This window comes from Aeromicrobium sp. (genome assembly GCF_036675695.1).
Taxonomy (GTDB): domain Bacteria; phylum Actinomycetota; class Actinomycetes; order Propionibacteriales; family Nocardioidaceae; genus Aeromicrobium.
Window position 1 is genome coordinate 57,425 of record NZ_JAKFEL010000148.1, and the last position, 24,775, is coordinate 82,199.

The window sequence follows — 24,775 nt, forward strand, 5'->3', positions numbered from 1 at the left end:
AGTCGATAGCCTCTCCGGAACAGACGTACCTGCACTAAGGGTTCAAGATTGACAAATCTTCATTGGGAGACCGCGGGAGCAACTTGGACGTGGTGAGGACGCCGTTCACACGCCGAGATATCTGGCATGGGTTTCCGTCACGCAGCTGAGGCGGGAGCACATGCTGCGGTGCCGACTGCCACGTCACTGGGCGTTGGAATCGCCGAGTTGCCGTCATTCCCACGGACGTATGCGCCGGATCAGTGGTGGCTGGATAGGGACCGCCATGATGCATGGCCCAAGTTACGGCAACTCCGGTCGGGAACCCATCGAATAGGACTCTGCCGGCGATTCGCTGCAGCACAGCGGCAAGGCGTTCGCAGATCAGCTCGTCATTGGACCCGACGCGAAGTGTCGCCGTGAGTTGGCCTGGTAGCGCTTCAAGGGCTGATTCCAATTCGTCCAGGTCGGCGTAACTCACAATCAAGACAAATGGTCCGAACAGCTCTTCCAGCAAACTGGGATCGAGAGCCAAGTCGCCAACACTGACGCGGGCCGCAACTGGACGCTGACGGTAACCTGCCAACCGTTCAAGCTCATCGCGCTCCGTCACTCGATCGGCTGAGAGCCTCGCCAGCCCCGTTCGAAAACGACCATGAACCGAAGAATTCAGAAGTAGGGAAGGCTCCATCGCGTCAAGCCGGCTGCGGAACGCGTCGATCAGGTTCTCGCCAGCTTCGCCTTCGGGGACGAACGCTACTCCCGGTTTCGTGCACAGCTGTCCCCCGGATCCAGTCACGGAATTCGCCAGCCCATTTGCAAACCCCTCCATGTCGTCGGTGATTGCACCTGCTGTGATGATGAAGGGATTGTTGGAGCCCATTTCAGCGAAGACTGGGATTGGGACTTGCCGCGATTCGGCGATGGCCTTCAACGCGAGTCCCCCTTGTGCCGAGCCTGTGAACGCGATCGCGGCAATTCCTGGATGCGCAACAAGGCTCTGGCCGATCGCGAATCTTCCCCTGAGCGAGCTAAAGGTTCCGGGGGGGCAGTCCGACTGCTGCTACGGCACGCTTCGCGGCTCCCGCAACAATGTCGGCCGTGCCAGGATGTGACGGATGCTCCTTTACCACCACGGGGCACCCGCTAGCCAAAGCGGCAGCCGTGTCACCGCCAGCCGTGCTGAATGCCAACGGGAAGTTGCTCGCGCCGAAGACGGCCACGGGGCCGAGAGGTACCAGCATTCGCCTTAGATCTGGTCGCGCGACTGGAAGCCACGTCTGATCGGCGGTGTCGATAATCGCCTCGGCATCCACGCCTGATTCGACCAAATCGGCGAACATCTCCAACTGGACGCATGCGCGCTCGAACTCTCCCCCAAGCCTGGCAACTGGCAAGCCAGTCTCAATGTGGGCTATCGCGTCGATCGCGTCGCCAACTCCGCGCAGTTCTTTGGCAAGACGACCCAAGAGCCGAGAACGTACTCCTGGGTCTGAGAGAGTTCCCGAGCGATGGACCTCCGCCGCCTGTTCGACTGCATCATTTATCTCCTCGGTTGTAGCTTCTCCGTACTCCGCAACGGTTTCCCCCGTGGTTGGGGAGAATGAGAAGAAGCTCATCTATTCAGTCCTTCAATCGGAGATCTCACGGCTTGGAAACTTGCTCGCGCCTACAGCGAGTGCGGCCATCGAGAGACAACCCACCGTAGTAGATCAAACGTTTGACCAGCCTACCGCTTTGCGACCACCCCATTCAAGCTCGGACCCTTTTCATTGACTCGCTCTACCAAGCAACAAGGAGCCGGTGGACTCCCTGAATAATCAGCTCCTCTTCGTAGAGGGGTACGTCTTCTGGGGCGACAGCCAAGTGGAGACTAGGAAACCGGTCAAGCATTGCTCTGAAACCAACTTGGAGTTCGAGCCGAGCGAGGTACTGGCCTAGGCAGACGTGTCGGCCGTGTCCAAATGCCATATGGCCGTGCGCATCGCGCTGCAGATCGAATTGGTCTGGGTTTGCGTATCGTCCGGGGTCTCGATTGGCTGCTGGAAGAGAAACCACGACGCTCTCCCCAGCTGCGATGAGGATTCCGTCGAGTTCGACGGCCTCGATCGCGGTCCGCGTGAAAGCCCCCAGGTGGAAAATAGTCAGATACCTCAGCAGCTCTTCGACGGCGTTGTCGACCAAGGAAGGGTCGGACCGGAGTGCTTGCCAGCGCTCTTGATCGACCAGAAGCGCAAACGTCCCGAGGGCAAACATGCTTGCCGTCGTGCCATGTCCGGCTTCGAAAAGAAGAGCCGCCGCTCCGGCCAGTTCCTCATCCGACAACTGACCGCCAACCACAAGATCGCTCAAAAGGTCGCCAACCGGATTGGCACGCTTGCTGGCGATCACTTGCCGTGCGTAGGTGAACAGCTCATCATTGGCGGCGATTCGCTCTTCCGATGTGGCGTCAAGATCCAGCGTCGCAGCACTTGGACGCTCGAACTTTTCTCGATCTTCCGCCGGCACCCCCATGATCTCGCAAATTGTCATCGACGAGACTGGGAGAGCGAACTCATGGACTAGGTCGACAGGCGAACCTGCAGCCTGCATAGCATCCAGGCGTGCTTCCACGATCTTTTCGATGATCGACTGGTACACCTTCGTATGGTTCGCGGTGAAATGGCTAGCTTGGGCCCGGCGAAGGCGTGCATGCAGCGGCCGGTCCCATTCCAGTATGGCGCCCCTGGATTCGGGTCGGGCATGAAATGCTCGCTTGACTGATTCGTTCTCGACCGGGTCACCAACCGGGCTGCGGCCATCTTGAACACTGAATCGCCCATCGACCAACACCCTCCGCCCCAGAGCATCGCTTGTGACTAGCCAGCCGAGATGTCCATCGGGGAAACGAAGCCGGGAGATCGGCCGACCTTGGCTCTGGAGAGCCTGCAGCTCCGCAGGCAGTTCAAACGGCGTACGGCGACTTGTGGGCAAGATGATCGCTTCCGGCGCGCCGTCATTTCCTTCGGGATGAGCCATTATGAGTATCTCCGTGGGTCGGGCAGTTCGAGCAGGCGGCAAGGCCGATGAACCTCATTTGTCATACAACACTCCTCTCGGCCCCGATGCGGATCTGTTCCTCGCGGTCGGTGATCTTGAGCCTGGGGCGTCCGACGGCCTTACCCTCGGCCTTCTCGTGGCTGTCGAGCCGCTTCCAGGCCGCGAGGTCTACGATGACCACCCCACGCTCGGTGAGCAGGGAGTCGAAGGACTTCTTGTCGCCACCAGGCTCGGGCAGCAAGCCCTCGTAGTAGTCGTCAATCAGCGCGGTTACGGTCTCGGCAGCGCACGTACGGTTGGTGCCGATCACGCCGGATGGACCTCGCTTGGCCCATCCAGTCGTGTAGACCCGGGCCACGAGCTCGCCCGATGCCGGATCGATCACGCGTCCGCCGTCGTTGGCGAACCGGCCAGACTTCTCGTCGAACGGCACGCCTTCAACGGCGGTCGAGCGGTAGCCAGTGGCTCGCAGCACCAGTCCTGCCTCGATCGTCTCGAGGTCGGCGGGATCGCCCGTACGCGCGAGGACGATGCCGGTGGCCCGCTCCTCCCCCACGACTTCTTGGGGAGTCAGGCCGAAACGCAGCACCAGGCGCTTGATGGCACCCGTTGGGGCCATCGCAGCGGCCCGCTTCAGCAGCGCAACCTTCTGACTTGCGGCATACGTGCCGGCAGTGCGTTCGCCGTCGGCGATCTCGGCCAGACTCGTTAGCTCCGCAGGATCCACGATGACGTCGATGTCGGGGTTGTTGACCAACGCCAGCAGCTCAGGCGTCGTGAACGCTGCGTGCTCCGGTCCGCGACGTCCGACCAGAACGACTTCCTGGATCGCTGACTCGCGGAGCCCTTCGATCGCGTACGGGGCCATGTCCGACGAGGCGTGCAGGTGGTCGGGGGTGAGAAGGAGCAGGCGTGCCATGTCGAGAGCCACGTTGCCGTTGCCGATGATGACCGCACGCTCGTGATCGAGCGCCGGTGCGAGATCGACGTGGTCGGGCTCGCCGTTGTACCAGGTGACGAACTCCGCAGAGGAGTAGCTGCCGGGCACGTCTTCGCCCGGGATACCGAGCGTACGACCGACCGGTGCGCCGGTCGCGTAGACGACCGCGTGATGGTGGTCGAGGAGATCATCGTGGGTGACGTCGCGGCCGACGTCGACGTTGAGACGGAGCGTGGTGCTCTTGTGCCGCGCGATGGTGTCGAACATGAGCGACGCGTCCTTGGTGCCGAGGTGGTCAGGCGCGACGCCATGGCGTACGAGACCGTGAGGCGTCGCCAGCCGGTCGATGACCGTGATCTCCACGTCGGCGCGACGGGTGGCGGCCAGCTCCTCGGTGACGAACCAACCCGACGGACCGGATCCCACGACGGCAACCCGCAGCGGAGCGGCCTGATCCTGCACCTTGGGGCCGGCCGGCGGAGGAACGGCCGGGAACGGGATGTCGCCGACCCAGGTGAAGTAGTCAGCGTTGATCTGAACGTAGTCGCTGAGGTGCCCCGGCAGCTCGGAGTCAGCGTGAATGGCGCTGACCGGACAGGCGGGTACACAGGCACCGCAGTCGATGCACTCATCAGGATTGATGTAGAGCATCTCCGCTGTCGCGAAGTCCGGATCGTCCGGCGCCGGGTGGATGCAGTCAACCGGGCAGACAGCTACACATGATGCGTCGTTGCAACATGACTGGGTGATGATGAACGTCACGGACCCGAAATCCTTTGCTTCTGAATCGGGCGGTGGCAGCGCCTCACGCTCAGGCACGACGTCACCGTCTCAATGCGACTGTACGGGCTTGATCAAACGTTTGTCTAGCCGATTCTGTCTCGACGTTGGAGACATCGCCAGTTCGCCAAATCAAGCGCTTGTCACGCGTCGATCGGCAACATCTGATCCACCGTCGCTGAAGCGCCAAGACAGTTAGCCCATCCGCGGACCAGTAGTGCAAACGTAATGAAGGCCCGGACCAACAGGTCCGGGCCTTCATTGGTAGAAGGGACAGGATTTGAACCTGCGACCTCTGGGTTGAGTGCCTAGTCGACTGCCCCGAATTCGGCCGCTTCAGAGCGAGGTCGATCACCACTGAGAATCGACGAAAGCAAGTCGGAGGCTAGCGCGAGCAGCGATCCGAGTACGACTGCACCCACGGCCACCAGCACTGGATTGTGGCGTGACCCATCTGTGATTGCGACCGGGGCGACCTGGGCCGCGGCTGCAGCCATGGCGAGTCCGACGAAGCCGGCAGGAGTTTGGGACAGAGGCCCGAATCGGGCAGATTGCGCGATCACAAACGCCGCCACACCCAGCGCGACCGCAGTCAGCCAAAGCCCGGTTGCCGCTTCTGCAAGTACCCATAGTGCTGCAGCTCCAACGAGCACTCCCCACAGGTTGTTGGTGACCTGGAGACGTACACCTTCGCGTCCCCCACCACAGAAGTACACGGTCAACCATGCAAGGAACGTGAGCCACGGCGGGATGTCCACAAGGTCCGCGAGGTAGATCGAGAGTCCTGCGAGCACTCCGACACTCAGGGCAGTGGCATTGGTCGAACTCATTGTTTCTCCTTAGTTTGGTTCTACTGGGACACGTTGATCTGGACACACAACAGCTACGGACTCGCGGGCTACTATTGGCCAAGCGAGGAGGGAAATTCGTACTCGCGCGGAACCTTGTACGGCGCCAGGGTCGCTCGCAGGTGCAGATCAAGCTCACGCTGCAGTCGTTCGTGGTCGTCGCGACTCGCCACGACGAGCGCGACGACCTTCTCGCCCCGCCGGGGGTCTGGGCGTCCCTCAACACGAGCGCTCTGTACACCTGCGACCTCTCGAATTCGATCCTCGATCTCAGCCGGATACACGTGGTAGCCGGTGTTGATCATCCGATCCAGGCGACCGTCGAGGAATAGATATCCGTCGGCGTCGAGATGGCCGATGTCACCGAGTCCGCAGGAGCCGTCGACATCGGCAAACGAGTCGACGACCATGTCAGAGCGAACGACAACCTCTCCTGACGCGCGAATTTGCAAACCCGCTTCTGGGAGTGCGCGTCCACAACTCGCGATGAGGAGCCCACCGTCCGCCGCAAGGATTGACCGATGATCCGCCTGATCCAGGACGGTCAGCGGCCAACCTCCCTCGAGCCGACCATAGATCTGGACCAGCACGTCCGGCATCGCCGTGGTCGCTCTGAGGAGCCGGTCAGGGCTCATCGGAGCGCCGCCATACAAAAGGGTGCTCAGCTTCCCGAGTGAGCGTGGGGTTGCTTCGAGGGCGTCAGTTAGCCGATCCACCATCGCCGTCACCATCATCGTGGCGGTCACGCGCCCGGACCCCAACACCTCAAGCACCAGGTCGGCATCGAACCGGTCGAGAATGATTTGGGGTAGTCCCATGCGCAGAAACGGGAACGACCCCACCAACCCAGTTCCGTGCATGAGCTGCTGCACCGTCAGGAAGCATGCGTCAGGACCAAACCCCGACCCGTACCAGCCCTCACGGTATAGAGCCTGGTTCAGCCGCATCGTCGCATCCCAGTTGCCGTACGAGATCGGCACCGCCAGCAGCTCACCATCTTGCACAGCACGCGGGTACAGAAGGTAGGTCTTGTTCGGATCGACCTCCTCAGTGGGAGGTATAAGACTGCCGCCTGTCTCGGGAGAGCGCGTGTATACCAGCGAGTCGGGGGTCGGCGCGTGTCCGTGCTCAGGGTCGACAAGTCGGCCATCAACGTTGGCTGCGTTCCACATCGAGTTCGCTTCTTGGCTGTTGGTCGTCGGATCGATTGACACCCGCGTCGCGCCAATCCACTCGATCGCCAGAGCTGCTTCGATCGACGCGATGCTGTTGGTGAACCAATGCCCGACAACGCCCCCTGCCCACCCCGCTGCCGTCATCTCGCCTGCCAGCAACGACACGGCGTGATACAGCTCTGCGCCTGTTCGCGTCTCGCCCTGCCCGTCAGTGACGAGCACCAAATCTGCGGCTTCCACCAGGGCCGAGGAGGTCGCAGTCATCGACGTTGCTCCTCCAACGCCTCGCGAAGCACTCCGCGTTGAACTTTGGCGCCACCAAGAACGGTGGGTAGCTCCTCGACAATGAGCACCGTCGGCAGCTCGTGCGGCTTGAGTCCTGCAGAGCCCGCGGATTCGATTTCGCGGCGGAGCTCGACTGAATCAATGAAGCCTGGCTTCAGCTGGACTGCGGCGACGATCTCGCCGTTGCTCAGACCGACGACACCGACATTCGCCACAGCGTCATGGCGCAGGACGGCGCCCTCAACGGCGTGGGGGTAGACGGTCCCGTGGGGAGTGGAGATGGAGTCGCCCGCCCGGTCGACGTAGTACAGGAAACCATCGGCGTCGAGATAGCCGACATCCTCGGGCCTGAACCAGTTGTGGGCGAAGTAGGCGTTCTCGGTGCGCTCCGGAAGATCCCAGTAGGAACTGGTGGACATCGCGCTCCGGACCACGATTTCGCCCACCTCGCCAGCTGGCAGTCGCGAACCTGTGTGGTCAACGATCGCCACCTCGAAGAACGGCGACGCCGCCCTGCCGACGCTTGCCAGGCGATCAGCGTTGACGGCCACTTCGCTACTCAGGAGTCGTGTGGTGGCCGCGCCCTGCTCGGTTGAGCCGAAGCCATGGCACCAAACGTCGCCAAGCACCTCAGAAGTGCGCACCAGCAACTCCGGGGTTGCGAAGAAGATGACAAGCCTGTTCAGCTTGTGATCGATTCCGCCTTTCGCCTCAATGAGGTCAAGCAGTGGGGTGAGCATCGGAGCCGGCAGCAGCAGCGCCGTCACCCCCTCATCCACAAGAGTCTGCGCCAGGGCTTCTGGATCGAACTCCGAGTCGTCCATCAAGACGGTGCGCGCACCGCGCACGATGAATGGGTAGAGGAGCTGAAATCCGGTCGCCCATTGAAGTGCGTGAACGTGCAACATCACGTCATTTGGGCCAACGGAGGGCAGGTCCGTCGAGAACGTGTCAAGGTGGTGCAGGTTCTGATTGACGATCGCTGCCCACGACCGGTGCGTCACGATCCAGGGCTTGGGCTTACCTGTTGTACCTGTGGTCGGCTGAAGGAATACGGGATCGGCCTCATTGGCGTCGAGGAAGAGTTCACCGTCCGAACCCTTGGCCGTTACTTCCGACCACGAGGTGGCCCAGTCGGGAGGGTTGTCGCCGATCGCGATCAGAGCCATGCCGGCAAGATTTTCGCGATGCGCATCGACCGCGTCGCTGAAGCGGGAGTCAAACACCAGCGCCGTTGCGCCAACCTCCTGGAGCAACGTCACGTGGGTCTCCATCTCGAAGTGGCTGTGCAGCGTGACTCTGACGAGTCCGGCGCGCTCGCATCCGAGCCAGACATGGACAACCTCTGCACTGTTGTATGCGAGTACGCCCACCACGGACCCTGCTGAGACGCCGATGGCGGTCAGGCCCGAACCAGCACGGTTCGCCGCGAGGTCGAGGGTTCGGAAGGTCTCCGTTTCACCCTCGAACGTGAGGGCTGGGCTCTCTCCGTATCGCGAGCCGATCTCGCTGGTCAGAATCCCTGCGCGTACGTACATGACGAGCTCCATTCCATTCGAAATTGCTTGAGTGGAACGTACGGACGCGATGCCCGTGGGCCGCCACCTTGGCACAGATGGCAAATCACCTTGGCGCTAAAGATCAAGTGCGCTATTGCCGAGCACGGGCACCGCGTCCTACATTTCGCGGATGGACGAGACGGTGTCGACGAGCCGCGTCGCAGCCCGCGATCGCAACGAATTCTGGCGCGCAGCCATGTGTCGGACATTCGTCGAGCTGGACATCACACCCAACATCGACGGACCCATTCGCGGAGCAATCCGAACCCGCCAGTTCGGTCCGCTCCGCGCTACTCGCATCGTCACTGACCCCATGACAGCCGCTCGCACGCGAAACAACCTGGCGACCTCCCGCGAGGACCGATTCCTGGTTGCCCTCCAGCTACGTGGCCACACGTTCGGATCCCAAGATGGCCGCGAAGTGAGCCTCGGAGCGGGAGAATTCGCCCTCTTCGACAGCGCTCGACCGTACACAGTTGACTTTCAAGGGGACGGGTTCGACCATCTCGTGTTCCACATTCCACGCGATGCTCTCACTCGCACCGGCGTCGACGGGCGACGAGACACAGCCCGCGTGTTCGGCTCCGGCTCACGTTCAGACCAACTCGTAGCCAACTACCTTCTCAACCTGAGCCGTCTCGATGAGACTGTCTCGGACGCTGACCGAATCGCCTATGGGGCGATGGCTGTCGAACTTCTCGGAGCAAGCCTGCGTCCGGCAGCCGAGTTTGCCGACACGATCGATCCTCTGGAGCTAGCTGCACGAATGAAAACCTTCGCGAGGAGCCAGATCAGCTCCCCATCCCTCAGTCCAACCATCGTGTCGGAAATTCACGGAATCTCAGTGCGCCAGCTCCACCGCATCTTCGCACTGACTGACTCCTCGTTTGGGGCCTGGCTACGCGAGCAAAGACTCACCCGTTGCTTCGCGGATCTGCAGAACCCAGACCTTGCTCACCTGACCATTGCCCAAGTCAGCGCCAGATACGGAATCGTCGATCCAGCCGTATTCAGTCGCACATTCCGTCGCCGATTCGGCCTATCGCCTAGCGAAGTCCGAAGCGCGAGCCATTGACACAACGAAGACCCAGACCTGTTGGTTCGGCCCTGTTGGTAGCGGGTTCGAGACGCCAGACTTGGCACGATCACTCACTGCGACAAGAAACGGACCAGGCGGCTCCCAATGCGCCTCCGTTCCAAGTCCGACGAGCTCCCCTATCCAAGAGCAGCGACAAAGTCACGTTCAAGCTCGTCGAGAAACCGGATGTGATCGAGGCCGTCGGTCGGCACAACTCCAGGAGGGAGCTCAGACATGAAGTCAAGATGCCCGACGCCCTCGTACCTTCGCTCGTCGACGAGACCCGGTCCAGCTCTCAGGAGATCTAGTTCGGCCGGGGGTGTCACCCTGTCCAACTCGCCGACCATCGCAACGAGAGGGACATCGACGCGCTCCAACGCGCTGGGCTCCCGAAACCAGCCGAGGGTTGGAGCGAGCATCACCACTCGGGCGACGCGCGTCTCGAATGGGACCTCAATTTGGCGACGGTCTTGCCCCCAAGGCTGGGCGCCTGCCAAACAGAGCGCAGCCCACCCACCAGCAGAATGCCCTGCTGCAATGACGGGCAGGTCCGAACGCCCGACCTCGCCAAGCGCAGCCTGAAGACCGAAGGCACGGTCGCGCATCTGTTCGTCAGTGACGGATCGACCATCGAATCGGTCATGCACGGGCGCAGCAACAACGAACCCCGCCTCACACGCGGCATCCAAGAGCCGCTGATAACGATGCGGCGAACCGCCCGCCCCGGGTCCGAAGAGGAGGACGCCACGAGCCTGTTGGGGATGAAGAACGTTCACAGTCACAGGACGACCCTAGGTCAGGCTCGAGTGGCGAGTACGACGACGTCCCAATCCCAGGTCGCATGACTCGCTCCTCGAAGACCCAACGCGCCCGCCGCGTCGACATTGACGACACGCTGACTGGCGCGCATTCGCCTTCCAACATTGCAGAAGGCCCGGACCTATTGGTCCGGGCCTTCTTTGGTAGCGGGGACAGGATTTGAACCTGTGACCTCTGGGTTATGAGCCCGGCGAGCATGTATTTGGGACCCGCCCACTTCAGCTTTCGGGTGTTGATGGGTTGATCCCAGGACACGCCTCCACCGGCACCACCGCCGCGCATCGCTCGAGAACGGTGTTCACGAGTTCCGCTACTCGACCAGCAAGGAGCCGACCCTCGAACGTGTTGACCACACCGTAGTCGCGCACCATGTCGGTCACCCGCTCGACGACCATCGTCATCGAAATCAGATCCTCGCCGACGGCAAAAAGGCAATCGTTTGGCGTGTGGGCTCCGCGACGATCGGACGTCGACCGTCGGCGTGCGGCATCTCGACGTGCGCCACGTTCCGACATCACCTCGACAACGTCCGACAGATTGCTCACCTTTGGCTGCTTGTCCTTCCAGCTCTCCAGACCGTGACGTTCCTCGTATGCCGACTGCCTGCACTGCTGGGAGCACCAACGCCGCGGCCGCCCCCTCTTCTGCGGCGGCATCCGCGAACCACACCGCTCACACAACCGAGGCTTGCTCGGCTCACTCGATCCCTTGTCATCGCTCATCAGAAGACCTCCTGACAACTAAGGTCGAGTTCTCCTGCCCGAGACGACACCTCGTCCAAAGAATTTCGTCACACACCTCATGCATTCCCGGATTGCTGACGAAATGGCGCGAGGGGAACGTGGCGGATCCGGCGTGAGAAGACGCACCCTTGCCTATCCGTCGTGCACGCTTGAGCCTCCAAGAGCTTCGACTCGTCGGTGAGCCTCGATGGACGCGTCTCCGACTCGATCCACGAGTTGCGTGAGGACTCGCATTACAATCAGTGATTCCGTGTCTGGACCTTCGTCCGTGCACATGATCAGGCTCAGCGTTACGTTATTGAGCGCGATAGCGGCCATGTGCGCAGGATCGGCCAGGCCGCTCAGCGTTCCGCCGGTCGACCTGTAGAGAACCCCGTCCCACTCGCCGATGTTCTGCTGCCAGCCCTTTGAGTCGGCGTGAACCTCATGGCTCGCCCACGCGTAGTGCGACCTCAAGTGCGACATGCTCGCGAGTTCTTCGAGCCGACGAAACGTCGGCGCTGAGCCACCGTTCAGAACTGCCGCCCAGCCGTTGTCTTTGCAAAACTCAGATCCGTATTTGGTTTTGACACGTTCGAAGCTGTCCTCGAACTCTTTCATCTCATCGTCAGTGAACTTCTCGTAGCCGATCGCATCGGCGTTGTCTTGGTACTGCCGCGCGTCCTTGCGCGTGCTCACGATCTGATGGTCGAGGAATCGTTCTGCCAAGTCGGGATTCGTTCCTGGGCTTCGCTGCTCGGACAGCACGCAGGCTGCGACAGCAATTTCATGGAGTGTCCGAGCGCGCCCGAGCGCGCCCTGACCCAAACCATTCTCGAGCAGGGTCAGGACGTCCAAAGCAACCTGAACGGCTCGCGCCTGCAGACCCAACATCGCGTTCGCGAGCGGTGGGAATGGTTCCGTGTCAGGAGGTCGATGGTCGAAATCGAAGGCCTCGCCCACCTCATGGCACGCAACCAAAAGCATCCGGTAAATGTTGAATGCCTCGCCCCAGTACTTGCGAATCTGTCGGCGCCATTTCCTTTCGTCACGCCGTCGGCGGCGCAACATGCGCGGAGCAGCCTTGAACAAGCTTCGGACCACGACGTCGGACGCGTTCTTGGAACCCCTGTCGATTGCTTTGCCAACAACCTGCTCGACAAGTTCGGGCTGGGTATCGATGTCGAGTCCTGATCGTTCAATCGCTTCGGAGATGACAACTGAGATCTTCGTGTCGAACTCGTGGCGTTTCGGACGCTGTCTCACGTCTACCTTTCCCATCAACTCTTCGAAGCGAGGCGATCCACAGCTTCTCGAATCTCGTGCAGAGTTCCGAAATGTCGGGCCGCGGCCTCTCGTATGTCATCAAGATTGATGACGAACTCTGCCGTGGTGACGGGCCCGAAAGGGCCCTCGTAGTCGATTCGAACGGAGTGGGACCGGGGGCCGTCTGCGTTAACGATGTCGGGTGAGCCTCCGAGGGGCCAGGCTATTTGGTGGTTGGGAGCTAGAGAGGAGTGTCCGCGCTCCAATTTGGGACGAAGGCGTTCTATGAATTCAGCGTCGCGCTCCTCGTACGGCAGGTAGGGGTCGATCATGACTCGGACGTTCTGGGCGATCGTTTGCCCGGAGTTGCCGAGGACAAACATCAAGCTCCATCCGCCGTCCTCAGAAACTCTGATGTCAGCCCATACATAAGGCTGCGCCGCAGCTTCGTAGATTTCCTGCTGCAAACGGGTCTGGCGGCGCATCTCTTGCACCTGCAGCCAGACAAAGATTCCGGAAACGAGGGAAGCGACCGCCGCGGCAATCGCGATGACTGTGTTCATGCGTCGAAGTTACTCGGAGCTACCGACGGACCCATACGAGGAATTCGTGGTCAGCGGGTATCGCTCGCCGATCGTCCAAAGTGCAGGTAGTTCCCCGACGTCGAAGTTCCCTAAACGTTCCCCCGATTCTTGAACGTTCCCCCGCCACTCACGGCATTCCAATTGCCCTTGTTGGGTGTGATGCCTACGAATGCGGAGGATGAAGATGACTGATCAGGTGATGGAGCGGCTCGTCCCCCCGGAAGACCTCGCCGAGTTGCTCTCGGTGAGCATCGGACAGCTGGCGCAGATGCGCTACCTCGGGACTGGGCCGGAGTACGTGAAGGTCGGCACGCGGGTGCGGTACTCGCTGACCGACGTTGGGTCGTGGCTCGACGCTCAGCGACGAGTCCGAACGTGAATCCAGGTCAACGATCCACAGGGTGCGTGCCGCCTACCTTCTCCACAACTTGCCCACCTCCTATGGCGCGACATGCGCTCGAAGCGGTAGTCCCGGAGGTGCAGAAGGGAGGTGATCTGCTGTGGCGACGATCGAGTCGTACGAAACGTCGAGCGGCAAGCGGTACCAAGTTCGCTATCGCACGCCGGAGCGCACCCAGACCAAGAAGCGTGGGTTCAGGACCAAGCGCGATGCCGAACAGTTCGCGGCCTCAGTCGAGGTGCAGAAGAATCGCGGCGAGTTCATCTCGCACCAAGCCGGCCAAGCGACGGTAGGCGAGCTCGGGCCGGGTTGGCTGGTCCGACAGAGTGCGCACCTCAAGCCGTCGTCGTTGAAGGCGGTCGAAATCGGATGGCGCGTTCACGTCGCGCCTCGCTGGCATGACGTGCGAGTCAGCGACATCAGCCGTACGACGATCCAAGACTGGGTCGCTGCGCTCGGCGCCGATCGTTCGGCGACCACGGTCAAGCGTGCATACGGGGTGCTGTCGTCCATCCTCGATGACGCCGTCGATGACCGGCGCATCATCGCCAACCCGGCCAAGGGTGTGAAGACAAAGCGCAAGGTTATGCGGGGCCGCATCTACCTCAACCACCGACAGGTCGACCGCCTTGCCCAGGAGGCCGGCGACTCGTGCGGCGTCGTCCTGGTCCTCGCCTATACCGGCATCCGGTGGGGCGAGATGATCGCGCTTCGCGTACGCGACGTCGACACCTCGCGACGTCGCCTCTCGATCGAGCGCAACGCCGTCGAGGTCGGCACCGAGATCCACATCGGCACACCCAAGAACCACGAGCGCCGATCGGTGCCGTACATCCAGATGCTCGACCCCCTCTTCGAGAAGGCCTGCGTCGGAAAGTCACCCGAGGCGCTCCTCTTCCCGGGACCTGACGGTGAGCTCCGGCGACGAACACGGACCGATGGCTCATCCGGCGGCTGGTTCGCCGGCGCCGTCCGCCGCGCCAGCATCCCGCGCGTCACCCCACACGACCTCCGCCACACCGCCGCATCACTCGCGATCTCATCGGGCGCGAACGCGAAGGCTGTCCAGCGCATGCTGGGCCACAAATCCGCCGCCATGACCCTCGACGTCTACGCCGACCTCTTCGAAGACGACCTCGACGCAGTGGCGGAAGCGATGAACGAAGCGGCCCTCCGTGCTCTTTCCTGAGCTCACGTCCTCCCATGAACCCAGCGGGTTGACACATCAGCGGCGGCGGGCCCCAAAATCGTGACGTCGTTGGTGAAGCGCGAAGGCTATGGCGACCGCTGACGGCCACACGAGAAGTTGAGAGACGACGATATTTAGATAGACATCTTGGGGACGTGCCCCCTTGATCCCGCATACGCTCGACAGCGTGTCAGGCCAAAGTAGCGAGCCTCCTCCTCCCCAGTGGTACGTCGATCCGAACAACGCTGGCCGCTGGCGCTGGTGGGACGGCATCCAGTGGACAGAGCAATTCGCCCCGCGCGATCCGAGCACCGAGCCGGAAGGAGAGGAAGCGACGCCTGGGCGGAAGCAGCGCAGCAGGTTCATACGGGAACTAGTCGGCGACAAGCAGGAGCGCGCTGAAGCGAAGGCCGAGCGCCTTGCCCTTCGTGCCGACACGAACGCGATTCTCAAGGCCAAGCTCAATGAGTCCGCCTCATTCAGTCGGAGCCGCGGTAGCCACCAGGGCACCACTCCTTCTATAGCTCAGATGCTGGCAGAGCTGAGACTCGAGCCGCTCCGAGATCCACTCGACGAGCAAGTCGAGGTTGTCGGCGAGACGTATCACGTCGCAGGTATCAAGAAAGTGTTTCGGGGACGCGGCCTCCCGATTCCTACTGCAGGAATTGAGGTCAACGACAGCGAGTGCGTGCTAATCCCCGAGCCATGGAACCCACACGACGCTAACGCAGTCGCGGTCGTCATCGATGGACACCAAGTCGGCCACCTTCCAGCAGAGCTAGCTGAGCAGTATGCGGTGGCGCTTGCACGGATCGCCGGCAGTGGACATCTCGTAACCGGTGTCGCCCGGATTTGGGCCAAGGATGACGGCGCCGGGATGGTGCGTGCCCGCGTGACGATCCTGATACCCGAGGTGAGTGAGCTCTGAGCCGCCCCTGAAACTGGCTGCGACGGGCGGGCGGACATTGGCCACCTCGCGCTAGCCGTGTGGGGGCAACCCTCGAGACCTTGAGACCTCTTGCGGGATCAGACACTCGCTCCGCGCACGCGACCACCGCCAATTGGCCGTTTCACCGCCTCTGGAGGTTCCTCGGTGGCAGGCTGGCGCGATGGGATTCTTTCGCCGCAAGCGCCCTGACGTCGGCAACGTCGATTCCCACGCCGCGCCGGCTAAGAGCGCCTCTTTCAGCATCGAGACAGGTCCATCTTGGATGCCCGTTGACGACTGGCACGGGCGTCTCAGTGCCTACCAGAGGCAAGGCCGATCCAACGCCGAGATCCGCGGAATTGTGATCCACCTGGAGAAGCGCGGTCCTCAGAAAACACGCACTCGTGCTGAAAGCGCCGCCCGTGCGCGCAGCGTCGGGATTGTCGCCAGGGCGGAGTACATGGACCCCGAGACCGAGGCACGTGCCCTGGCACCTGGAGCCTCCGGATTGCCTAAGGCTCGCCTGGAGCGCGAGCGCGACAGGTTGCTCGTCGTCACCTCGTTGGGCTGGGTTAATCCCAGGTCACGGACGGCCTACCGAGCGGGACTTCATTCGTTCGCTGTAGCTGGCACGTCATACCACCAAGCGGCCGTCAAGGCGGGCCAGTTCACCCCCGGCACTCCGGTTCGCCTGGTCCGCGAGCCGAGCAACGTCCACGATGCAAACGCCATTGCCGTCTACCCCGAGACCGGCCGACGGCCCGCGGGGTATGTGCCGAAGGGACAGGCTCGCCGCCTCGCAGCGTTGCTCGATGCCGGTAACGACCTCATCGCCGTCACCGTCCGTGGCTCGGGCCCGGGCTCCGACGGCACTAGGCCACACGTGCTCGTATGCGAAAGGGCGCTCTACGACCACCTGACCCGCTGACAGGTCCCGCGACAGGCGCTCGGGTGAACCGCACGATCGACTTCGCGGCAGCGGTCAGCACATCGGAGTCCTTGTCCTCGAGTCTTGAACGATTCGGTCTTGGGGATGAGAGGGCGGTGTGGTGTCTCAGCCCTTACTCGAGCGGGGGTCGTTCCCGGGCTTGATGGTGTCCTGCTGGCGAATCTGGCCGTCGAGCGCACGGACAGCGAGCTCGCCTCCACCATCGCCTCGGAGGATCTCGCGGGCGCGGTCGATCCCCTCGGCCTGTGTCCGGGTGACGGCGCTGGCTCGGGCGCCCCCAGGCTTGCGGACTTCGAAATTGCCGTCGTCGCGACGCTGCACAGTGCGCTTGTTGGGCTGGGTCATGGGTGAAGCCTTTCGTTTGATCGAGCGGTGATGGATCACGGCGCGCCGCGGAAGCGCCGCGGCGAGATCGATTGCCGGCTCTTGGGCTACCGAAGGTTGAACGGCTTGCCGCAGGAGCCGCATCGGATGAGGCCGGGGCTGTAGCCGCCGATCAGGAACTGGGCGCGGCAGTGCGGGCAGGTGACGGTGTATCCGTTCGAGTTGCGCTTCATGCGGACTCCTTGACGTAGGCCACGCTCGTCGTTGGTGGCTATCACTAGGTAGTCGACGCAGCACGGCGTGGAGTTAGCACGCCAGTGGTGTGATCATCGGCATTCTTCGCAGAGACCATTCTCAAGGAGGTTCGGGCGGAACTTCATAAAGCACGTGCCGGCGCAGAGCTGCTCGGCTGCGGCGGATCGCTGGCACGGGCACAGCTTGCAGATTCGACAGTAGGGTCCGCCGCAGTCGCCGCATGGGTAGCCCCGGGCGGTCTGTCGCTCGCCGCAACAGAAATGCTCGGTTTCGGGGCGGTCGTCCACGCTGCTACCTGTATCGAGGTGTAGCCGCTCAGCACCCCACAAGTCGTGCTCGGCAAGAACTGCAGCAACGCGATGACCAAAGCGGACCGCATCGATGTAGTAGTCCTGTTGGTCGCCCCACGGCGTTCGCCAGAAGGAGCGACGCGTCACCTCCGTACCAGGCACAATGGTCAGCGTTGGATGCCCGGCAGGTACGTCATGCCCAGGCCATGGGAAGATGCTCGGCCATCCGCCGGCACTGTCTGTGGCGACACTGGCGTACTGCACTCGACGCCCACCAGGGTCGATGATCGCGACCGATCCCAAGCACGGCAGACGTCGCGCCAGGCCGATCGCGCACACCGGGTGGCTAGCGAGGCTTGCATCGAAGAGCTCAACTACATGCCTAGCTCTCACTGGTCCATTGCCGACGACCGAGTCGATAAGTTCCTCAGGTAGCAACAATCTTTGAGCTATCCGGTCGCATACGGATTCGACTACTGCACTGGGGTCTCGCTGGTCCGCGATCCAGTCGAGGACATCGTCGAGCTGCTCGACCAGCCAGTGGCCCAGTTCGTGACCTAGCGTGAAGTTCTGCCGCCTGCTGTTGAGGCTCGGGGCGTACAGGATCACGCCGTCGTCGAGAAACGAAGTTCCGTCGCACGCCCCCCCGCCTGACCTCAGCGCCACAAGGTGCTCCGCAGGCTTGGCAACAATGTGCAGCTCGTCGCGAAGGGCGGTCAGCGGATCCAAAGCGAAATGTTCCCGAGTCCCCGGGTCGACGATCGCGAGCGCAAGTTCTGCGCATTCATCAAGTGTCGTCATTCCAGCCACGTGACTCTTCAACCGAGTCGACCAAAACCTCCAGCGACTGCAAAAGTTGGTCGTCGTCGGGCCACTCTCCTCGGTGAACGGTGGCGACGACGCGCGATTCAAGCGCGGACCTGGCCATCGGGATCGAGATGCCCTGAATCGCTGCCCAGCGAGCGGCCAAGCGTGCGAATTTCGGAGACGCAGTCAGCCCGGTGAGTGAAACTCCAATCGTCGCGCCTGAAGCACTGGATGTGAGCTCGTCCGGTTCAGCGCCAAGAGCAGCCGCGATTGCCCTGATCAAAGCTGGTGACACGTCCGCAGATGGTCTACTTTCCCAACGCACCACGTCGCGGGTCTCAAGCCGCCACCCGCGTTCCCTGAGTTGACTAGCCAGCTGGCTCGGTTTCATCTGGGCATTGGACCTCAACCTCTTGAGTGCCCTGGAGTAGAGCGCATACTTCGGATCTGGCACGAGGCCAAGCATCGCCGCAGTCGGATCGGACGCGATTGGAGGCGCACCGTGGGCCGTCTCCCACAACAGATCCGCGACGTTAAGCAGGGAGTCGAGTTCAGACGGGGCGGGCTCTGAAGGCCCAGATCGAACATGCATTTCTGTCCCGCGCAGTCGCGCTTCCAAAGCCTCACCAAATGTGTCGTCCGCTTCACCATTCATAGATTCTCCCCCTCTCGCCTGAATGCTTCTCTTAAATCTTCCGCCGCTTTCTTGGCCATCTGACTCACGCGAGCTGGCGAGACGCCGAGCTCAGCCGCGACCTCCGTCCGGTCACGACCCAGCGCGATGTACTCCCACGCAACCTTCCGGTGGCGATCGTCCAAAATTCCCAAGTGATCCCAAGCCTTGGCGGCGAGGCGTTGCCGGTCAAGACTCTCGGCAACGTCGTCCGCGATGTCCGGGGCCTCGCCGCCAAGGCGGTGGGGGTCGAGCTCAGGGCCGGCGTGGCGAACAGCAGCGGATCCGACCCGGTCGAGTGCGCGATTCTTGGCGGCAGATACCATCATCGCCTCCCAGTTATTCACCTCGCTCGGCGGAGATCCCATGAGAGACACCATGGCATCCTGAACTACATCGTCTGCTTGGTCAGCGATTCCGAACCCCCTCAAGACACTGGCCGCAACTCGATACATCGCGTCACGGTGGGACAAGTAGAGCGCAGCCCAGTCAGGCGGATCGGCACTCATACGTACCGACCGCTCTGGTTGAGCGATCCAGCGCTTCTCACGCCGCGCAACCTCTCGTCAGGGGGCCCAAGCCGCGAAGACCTGCGCTATTAAGCAGTCGAGGCAGGACTAGTGGGAGTTAGGACGGTACTCCCGATCGGAACCCCTTTGTCGTACCCGCGAAAACGTTTCGCCACATTCTGGGCGATAGGGCGAGACCCAAATGGTCGCCTCGACGAGTCGGTTGAGGGCTGCGACGAGCTTAGATCGAGACTCTCCAGATCACGTTTAGGCCGCCGGAATTTGTTGGATCGTGAGAAAAGTGTGCCCAAAATGTGCCCAAAACGGACATTGTGCAAAAGTGAAGACCCCCGCTTTCGCTGGAATACCAGTGAAAATCGGGGGTCTTCATGCTGCGGTGGCGGTGGGATTTGAACCCACGGTGGGCGTGAACCCACACAACATTTCGAGTGTTGCACCTTCGGCCGCTCGGACACGCCACCGCGGACGAGGTTACCGGACGGGGTGGGTGGCCTCCCAATCGCGTCCGCACCGGCCAATTTCCAAGGGCGACAGACGAAAGTCGACCATGCCCCTGGCAGATCCGGGGCATGGTCGACTTCGCTGGGTTCAGCCGTTGTACTTGAAGATCCAGAGACCGTTGTCACGATCGCTGGCCGCCACGTACTCCTGGCCGCCCCGCTCGAACACCTGCACACCCCAGAAGTTGTTGCCGTCTTCTGCGATGTAGTGACCCTTCTCAACGATCTTGTCGTCCTCAATCTCGGCTACGCGGAAGCCACCCGAGTAGTACGAGAAGTACAACCGGTTGTCCACCTGCTTCGAGGTCGCGACCTCGTGCACCGACAGATCGCCAAAGCCCTCCGCGAAGGCCGGGTCGTGCGCCTCCGGGATCGCGTAGGTGTCGAGCTCCGTCATCTTGCCGTCGGAGTTGTCAAACAGATGGACATAGCCCCAGCCGTCGAAGTAGGACGAGAAGGTGACTTCGTCGCCCACCTCGCCCACCGTCATCGGGGACAGCTGACTGCCGTCACCGGCCAGGCAATCGGCCTCGCTATACGGCTGATCGAAGATGGCGTAGCCCTGCGACCGAGGCGCCACCCCGAAGGTCGGAATGTCACCCTCCACGCTCATGCCAAGCGGGATCTCGCAGGCGTCGGATGCTGTCCGGTTGAATACGAGGATGGCCTCGTACCCGCCCGCCGCGATCACGTTGGTCACCTTTTCGGTGAAGGCACAAACACCGCGTTCCACCACCGCGACCTGCGTGCCGTCGCCAGCTGGCACAGCTGTATCGGCATTGCAGGCCCGGCCCACAAACTTCGACTCGCCAGTGATGGTGTCACCGGGCTCAAGCTTGGTCGTGCCGTCACCCTGACTGGCATCGATGTCGGTGTCGTCGGTCACGTTCTTCGCGTTGAGTGCAAACGGAGCGAAGTCCTCGTCGGCGCCCACCACATACTTGTTGTCGTTGGTGAACTCAGCCTGGTGACCGTTGCCCTCTGCCGGCACGGTGAACCCGCTCTCCGCAGCCTCGGGATCTGGGTCGGTGAAGTCGGTGTCACCGAGGTAGACCGGGTTCTTCACGTCGGTCATGTCGACCTTGACGTAGCCGGCATCCCAGTAGGAGAGCAGCATGACCTGCTTGCCATCAATTTCCTTGACGATCATGTCGTGAAGGAAGATCTCGACCAGATTGTCAGGCGCGGCCTGCGTGATCTGCGGGAACAACTCGTCCAGATCGTACTCCGCGGTCAGGAACGGCTTCCTCGGGTTGGTGATGTCCATGATGTCGACATCGGTGCCCTCCTCGTTGTCCACGATGACGGCGTAGGCCTTGTTGCCCGCGTCCCATGCAAAGACACTGTGGATGTCGTTGGCTTGCTTCTTGCCCATCCCATTGACTGTGGAGTCGCCAATGCCTTCGGCTAGCGGCGTCGGGTGCTCAGGATTGGTGACGTCGTACAGGTTCAGACCGCCGAAGCCAACCTTGTCCTTGCACTTTTCGTTGTTGGACACCAAGATGTCGCCGTTGAACTTGGGGGTGCTGATCGAAACCGCCTGAATGCCTTCGCCGGGATAGCTACCTTCCTTGGACTGAATGAACGCGACCTCGTCGGGATTCTCCACGTCAGAGATGTCAACCACGTGTACGCCGTTGTACTTGCACGTGGTCACGCCCCATGCGGCCAGATAGGCATAGTCGCCGAGAACGCCGACATCGGCGATCTTCTCCGGCACGGCGTTCTTGAGCTTGAGCTTGCTGACCAGATCGATGTTGTCAGTCTGGCTCGCGGGTAGATGGCCCGCGGACTCGCCGTGCTGATGCGCGTCCCGATGATCATGTTTCTCGACGGCGCCGTCCGTCTGTGCCTCTGGGTGGGCCATCGCCGAACCACCAATTGCCGTGGACAGGGCCACAACGACCGCTAAGCAGGTCAAGCCACGCTTCGATTGCTGACGCATTTTCGATCCTCCCGATAGGTCCGCCTTGTGGGCGGAAATCGTTGAGATGCGTGCCCGATCCGGGCGCGCACGGTATTGGCGTCACCTTAGATCTCCCTGAGAGTTTTGACTAGAGTGCGGCGGGCCTCGACTCCCAGCGCATCCCCGCGGCTCGGGCTAGCAGGGCAGGATACGTCTGTGGACGCCACGCTGATGGATGAGCTCACGACCCGCGCGATGGCACTCGTACGTTCTGACGAACGGGCGATCCTCGGTATCACCGGGGCCCCAGGCGCCGGAAAGACGACACTTGCCGAATCGCTCGTACGCCGGCTCCGCGAAGGTGGGATTGGCGTGGCTCACGTTCCGATGGATGGCTTCCACCTCGCTGACGTCACCCTCGCCGACCACGGGACTCTCGCGGCGAAGGGCGCAATCGAGACGTTCGACCGCGGCGGCTACCTCGCGCTGCTCCGGCGACTCAAGACCGAGTTGACGTACGACGTCTATGCCCCCGACTTCGAGCGCACTCTCGAGCAGCCGATCGCCGGCGCGATCACCGTCCGACCCGATGACGTCCTCGTCGTGACTGAGGGCAACTACCTGCTCGACCAGTCGTGGACGCAGGTCCGTGAAGCGCTCGACGAAGTGTGGTTCGTCGACGTCGCCGACGACCTACGACATGAGCGCCTCGTGCGGCGACACATCGAGTTCGGCAAGTCCGAGGACGAAGCGCGGGCGTGGGTCGACCGGGTCGACGAGCCAAACGCGCGCCGGATCATCGCCCAGCAGGGCTCGGCGGACTTGGTGGTCGACGGCGCTTAGACGTCGGCTGGCGGTGGTGCCGTCTCAAAGGCGGCCGACGCGACGAGGCCGCCGGCCGGAGAACGCTCGAGCTTTACCCGTGCCCCACTCGCCTCGGCCAGCCGCGCCACAATGGCCAAGCCGAGTCCCGTACCCGTCGACTCCGACTCGGCGCGCCAAAATCGGACGAAGGCTCGCTCGCAATCCTCAGGAGACAAACCAGGTCCCTGGTCGACAACCCGCACGACAGACGTGGCGTTGTCGCGAATCACCGCGACATGGATCGTGTCACCGGCCTTGCTCGCCGACATCGCGTTGTCGATGTAGTTGTCGATGATCTGCTCAGCAGCGGTCGGCGCAGCCAGGACGGGTGTCGGAGACGGTGCGTCGATGGTGACGACCAGACCCAGCTCGGCTGCGAGTGGCTGCCAGGCGTCGACACGTCCCTGTGCCACATCGGCGAGGTCCACGGCTTTGCGTTCGGCCTCTCCCGCGTCCATGTGACTGAGCAGCAGCAAGCCGTCGACGAGAGTGGCGAGGCGCTGGGCCTCGAGGTCGGCCGCGTCGAGACGTTTCTCGGCGCCAGTCGGGTCGGTGTCAAGCAGCTCACGAGCCCGCTCCAGGCGCAGTCGGAGGGCGGTCAACGGAGTCCGCAGCTGGTGCGACGCATCCGCCGCGAACGTACGTTGCTGAGCCAGGAGAGTGTCGAGCTGCACAGCCATCTGGTTGAAGGAGGTCGACAACGAGCGGATCTCCGGCGCTCCGACTCCCTCGTCGGCTCGTACCGTCAGGTCACCGCCCGCCAGCGCGACGGTGGCCAGCCGCAAGGCGCCCAGAGGTCGGGTCACGCTCCGAGCCAGTACGTACGCCACGATGCCCGCGATCAGGACCGACGTGAGGGCGACAATCGCGAGACGTCTCAGTTGGGAATTCACGGCGGAGTCCACGACATCCTGCGGATAGGTCAGCCGCACGGCGCCGAGGATGTCCCCGCCGCTGATGACCGGCACCGTTACATAGAGCAAATCCATCTGCAGCGTCTTGGAATACCGACTCCCCGTCGCCACGGCACCCGTCAGCGCTCGTGCGATCTCCGGTCGCGAACCGTATGCCGTTCCGACCGACGATTGATCGTCGTCGCTGACGACGACCGCAGAACCTGTCGCGTCCACAATGACGACTCGTGCGCCTCCCTCGCTCCGGTACGCCTGTGCGAGCTCGATCATGGGGTCGTCATCGTCGGTACTCGCTGAGTGGAGAGCTTCCTCGCTGCGCCCAGCGAGCACGAACGCGTCGCGTTGGAGGCTCGTCATGATGCGGTCGGTCTCGACCTGCTTCAAGTATCTCGCCAGCGGAACATCCTGTACGAGCAGGACAAGCAGCCCAACCGCCATGAAGGCCGCCATGAAGCGCCGGGTCACGGGATCATCGCGGTTCGCTCAACCGAAAACCAACTCCGCGGACTGATTCGATCCAAGCGGGGTCGCCGAGCTTTTTGCGGATGGCAGCGACGTGGGCGTCCACGGTCTTCGTCGTCCCGTACCAACCGGTGCCCCACACGTCGCGGAAGATGTCGCCCCGTCGGTGTGCCGCCCCGGAGTCGGTGGCGAGGTAGCTGAGCAGGTCGAACTCCTTGGGAGTCAGATGGACCTCGCAGCCGTTCATGTCCACGCGATGGGCGCGCAGGTCGATGTGCAGTGCACCCACTCGGAGCTCCGTCGCTCCACGCCCATTCGCGGTCAAATCGCTGGCGCTGGCTCGCCGCGTGACCGCACGGATTCTGGCGACCAGCTCGCGCATGCCGAACGGCTTGACCAGATAGTCGTCCGCGCCCATCTCCAGCGCGATGACCCGATCGATCTCCTCACTTCGGGCACTCACCACGATGATCGGCACATTGGACATGGTCCGGATCAGACGGCACAGATCGGTGCCCTCCATGTCTGGGAGGCCGAGATCGAGCAACACAACGTCGGGCGCGAACTCGGTCACGGCGGCAAGGCCTGCAGCGCCTGTCTCCACGTGGAGCGTGTCGAACCGGCCGGCTGTGAGGCCGTCAACGATGCCTGATGCCACTGAGGCATCGTCCTCCACAACCAGTACTCGCACACCGTCAGTGTGACCCTCC

Annotated in this window: 25 protein-coding genes and 1 tRNA gene; 6 read left to right on the forward strand and 20 right to left on the reverse strand. The window is 62.4% G+C overall.

What is annotated here, in order from left to right; all coding sequences use genetic code 11:
* Positions 1 to 34: 34 nt before the first annotated feature.
* The 7 genes from V6M39_RS09345 to V6M39_RS09375 all read right to left on the reverse strand — a co-directional run bounded on the left by V6M39_RS09345 (position 35) and on the right by V6M39_RS09375 (position 8,584).
* A complete protein-coding gene (locus tag V6M39_RS09345) occupies positions 35 to 988 on the reverse strand; it encodes an aldehyde dehydrogenase family protein (RefSeq protein ID WP_332643602.1) in 954 nt (317 codons plus the stop codon).
* A gap of 22 nt (positions 989 to 1,010) precedes the next feature.
* A complete protein-coding gene (locus tag V6M39_RS09350) occupies positions 1,011 to 1,598 on the reverse strand; it encodes an aldehyde dehydrogenase family protein (RefSeq protein WP_332643551.1) in 588 nt (195 codons plus the stop codon).
* Positions 1,599 to 1,761: 163 nt separating this feature from the next.
* On the reverse strand, positions 1,762 to 2,997 hold the full coding sequence (locus V6M39_RS09355; RefSeq protein ID WP_332643552.1) for a cytochrome P450: 1,236 nt from the start codon (positions 2,995 to 2,997) through the stop codon (positions 1,762 to 1,764).
* Positions 2,998 to 3,058: 61 nt separating this feature from the next.
* Positions 3,059 to 4,777, reverse strand: coding sequence for an FAD-dependent oxidoreductase (locus V6M39_RS09360; RefSeq protein WP_332643553.1), 1,719 nt, complete (start codon positions 4,775 to 4,777; stop codon positions 3,059 to 3,061).
* Between the two features lie 269 nt (positions 4,778 to 5,046).
* Entirely contained in the window at positions 5,047 to 5,568 is a 522-nt protein-coding gene (locus V6M39_RS09365) for a DUF1097 domain-containing protein (RefSeq protein WP_332643554.1), read from the reverse strand.
* A gap of 71 nt (positions 5,569 to 5,639) precedes the next feature.
* A complete protein-coding gene (locus V6M39_RS09370) occupies positions 5,640 to 7,025 on the reverse strand; it encodes a class I adenylate-forming enzyme family protein (RefSeq protein WP_332643555.1) in 1,386 nt (461 codons plus the stop codon).
* Entirely contained in the window at positions 7,022 to 8,584 is a 1,563-nt protein-coding gene (locus tag V6M39_RS09375; protein ID WP_332643556.1) for a class I adenylate-forming enzyme family protein, read from the reverse strand. Before V6M39_RS09375 ends, V6M39_RS09370 begins: the two co-directional genes overlap by 4 nt.
* Positions 8,585 to 8,735: 151 nt before the next feature.
* Between V6M39_RS09375 and V6M39_RS09380 the strand changes: the two genes are divergently transcribed.
* Positions 8,736 to 9,680 carry a helix-turn-helix domain-containing protein gene (locus tag V6M39_RS09380; protein ID WP_332643557.1) on the forward strand — a complete coding sequence of 315 codons (945 nt, stop codon included), beginning with the start codon at positions 8,736 to 8,738 and terminating at the stop codon, positions 9,678 to 9,680.
* A gap of 140 nt (positions 9,681 to 9,820) precedes the next feature.
* Here the strand turns inward: V6M39_RS09380 and V6M39_RS09385 are convergent, their stop codons facing one another.
* The 4 genes from V6M39_RS09385 to V6M39_RS09400 all read right to left on the reverse strand — a co-directional run bounded on the left by V6M39_RS09385 (position 9,821) and on the right by V6M39_RS09400 (position 13,053).
* Positions 9,821 to 10,060: a hypothetical protein gene (locus V6M39_RS09385; protein WP_332643558.1), complete on the reverse strand. Its 240-nt coding sequence runs from the start codon at positions 10,058 to 10,060 to the stop codon at positions 9,821 to 9,823.
* 660 nt (positions 10,061 to 10,720) lie between these two features.
* Positions 10,721 to 11,158 (reverse strand): hypothetical protein, encoded by a 438-nt coding sequence (locus V6M39_RS09390; protein WP_332643559.1) that lies wholly within the window; start codon positions 11,156 to 11,158, stop codon positions 10,721 to 10,723.
* Between the two features lie 219 nt (positions 11,159 to 11,377).
* Positions 11,378 to 12,505 (reverse strand): DUF5677 domain-containing protein, encoded by a 1,128-nt coding sequence (locus tag V6M39_RS09395; RefSeq protein WP_332643560.1) that lies wholly within the window; start codon positions 12,503 to 12,505, stop codon positions 11,378 to 11,380.
* Entirely contained in the window at positions 12,505 to 13,053 is a 549-nt protein-coding gene (locus V6M39_RS09400) for a hypothetical protein (protein WP_332643561.1), read from the reverse strand. Before V6M39_RS09400 ends, V6M39_RS09395 begins: the two co-directional genes overlap by 1 nt.
* Before the next feature lie 205 nt (positions 13,054 to 13,258).
* Between V6M39_RS09400 and V6M39_RS09405 the strand changes: the two genes are divergently transcribed.
* The 4 genes from V6M39_RS09405 (at position 13,259) to V6M39_RS09420 (ending at position 16,519) form a co-directional block, all read left to right on the forward strand.
* Positions 13,259 to 13,453 carry a helix-turn-helix transcriptional regulator gene (locus V6M39_RS09405; protein ID WP_332643562.1) on the forward strand — a complete coding sequence of 65 codons (195 nt, stop codon included), beginning with the start codon at positions 13,259 to 13,261 and terminating at the stop codon, positions 13,451 to 13,453.
* Positions 13,454 to 13,574: 121 nt separating this feature from the next.
* The gene (locus V6M39_RS09410; protein WP_332643563.1) at positions 13,575 to 14,663 is read left to right on the forward strand and encodes a tyrosine-type recombinase/integrase; all 1,089 of its coding nucleotides are present in this window, start codon (positions 13,575 to 13,577) and stop codon (positions 14,661 to 14,663) included.
* 187 nt (positions 14,664 to 14,850) lie between these two features.
* Positions 14,851 to 15,591: a DUF2510 domain-containing protein gene (locus tag V6M39_RS09415; RefSeq protein WP_332643564.1), complete on the forward strand. Its 741-nt coding sequence runs from the start codon at positions 14,851 to 14,853 to the stop codon at positions 15,589 to 15,591.
* A gap of 181 nt (positions 15,592 to 15,772) precedes the next feature.
* A complete protein-coding gene (locus V6M39_RS09420; protein ID WP_332643565.1) occupies positions 15,773 to 16,519 on the forward strand; it encodes an HIRAN domain-containing protein in 747 nt (248 codons plus the stop codon).
* 126 nt (positions 16,520 to 16,645) lie between these two features.
* Here V6M39_RS09420 and V6M39_RS09425 read toward each other — a convergent pair whose 3' ends face one another.
* The 7 genes from V6M39_RS09425 to V6M39_RS09450 all read right to left on the reverse strand — a co-directional run bounded on the left by V6M39_RS09425 (position 16,646) and on the right by V6M39_RS09450 (position 21,786).
* On the reverse strand, positions 16,646 to 16,885 hold the full coding sequence (locus V6M39_RS09425) for a DUF2188 domain-containing protein (RefSeq protein ID WP_332643566.1): 240 nt from the start codon (positions 16,883 to 16,885) through the stop codon (positions 16,646 to 16,648).
* 86 nt (positions 16,886 to 16,971) lie between these two features.
* The gene (locus V6M39_RS09430; protein WP_332643567.1) at positions 16,972 to 17,097 is read right to left on the reverse strand and encodes an MJ0042-type zinc finger domain-containing protein; all 126 of its coding nucleotides are present in this window, start codon (positions 17,095 to 17,097) and stop codon (positions 16,972 to 16,974) included.
* 93 nt (positions 17,098 to 17,190) lie between these two features.
* Positions 17,191 to 18,210, reverse strand: a complete 1,020-nt coding sequence (locus V6M39_RS18080) for an ImmA/IrrE family metallo-endopeptidase (protein WP_442880755.1) — start codon at positions 18,208 to 18,210, stop codon at positions 17,191 to 17,193.
* The gene (locus V6M39_RS09435; protein WP_332643568.1) at positions 18,197 to 18,871 is read right to left on the reverse strand and encodes a hypothetical protein; all 675 of its coding nucleotides are present in this window, start codon (positions 18,869 to 18,871) and stop codon (positions 18,197 to 18,199) included. Before V6M39_RS09435 ends, V6M39_RS18080 begins: the two co-directional genes overlap by 14 nt.
* Entirely contained in the window at positions 18,868 to 19,398 is a 531-nt protein-coding gene (locus V6M39_RS09440) for an RNA polymerase sigma factor (RefSeq protein WP_332643569.1), read from the reverse strand. The genes V6M39_RS09435 and V6M39_RS09440 overlap by 4 nt, the downstream gene beginning before the upstream one ends.
* A gap of 395 nt (positions 19,399 to 19,793) precedes the next feature.
* A tRNA-Ser gene (locus V6M39_RS09445) sits at positions 19,794 to 19,880 on the reverse strand.
* A 127-nt stretch (positions 19,881 to 20,007) separates the two neighbouring features.
* Positions 20,008 to 21,786, reverse strand: coding sequence for a PA domain-containing protein (locus V6M39_RS09450; protein ID WP_332643570.1), 1,779 nt, complete (start codon positions 21,784 to 21,786; stop codon positions 20,008 to 20,010).
* A 255-nt stretch (positions 21,787 to 22,041) separates the two neighbouring features.
* On the opposite strand from V6M39_RS09450, the gene V6M39_RS09455 reads away from it, so the two are divergent.
* Positions 22,042 to 22,668: a nucleoside/nucleotide kinase family protein gene (locus V6M39_RS09455; protein ID WP_332643571.1), complete on the forward strand. Its 627-nt coding sequence runs from the start codon at positions 22,042 to 22,044 to the stop codon at positions 22,666 to 22,668.
* Here the strand turns inward: V6M39_RS09455 and V6M39_RS09460 are convergent.
* Complete coding sequence (locus tag V6M39_RS09460) at positions 22,665 to 24,068, reverse strand: ATP-binding protein (protein ID WP_332643572.1); 1,404 nt, start codon at positions 24,066 to 24,068, stop codon at positions 22,665 to 22,667. The genes V6M39_RS09455 and V6M39_RS09460 overlap by 4 nt on opposite strands.
* Positions 24,069 to 24,072: 4 nt before the next feature.
* Positions 24,073 to 24,756, reverse strand: a complete 684-nt coding sequence (locus V6M39_RS09465) for a response regulator transcription factor (protein ID WP_332643573.1) — start codon at positions 24,754 to 24,756, stop codon at positions 24,073 to 24,075.
* Positions 24,757 to 24,775 lie beyond the last annotated feature (19 nt).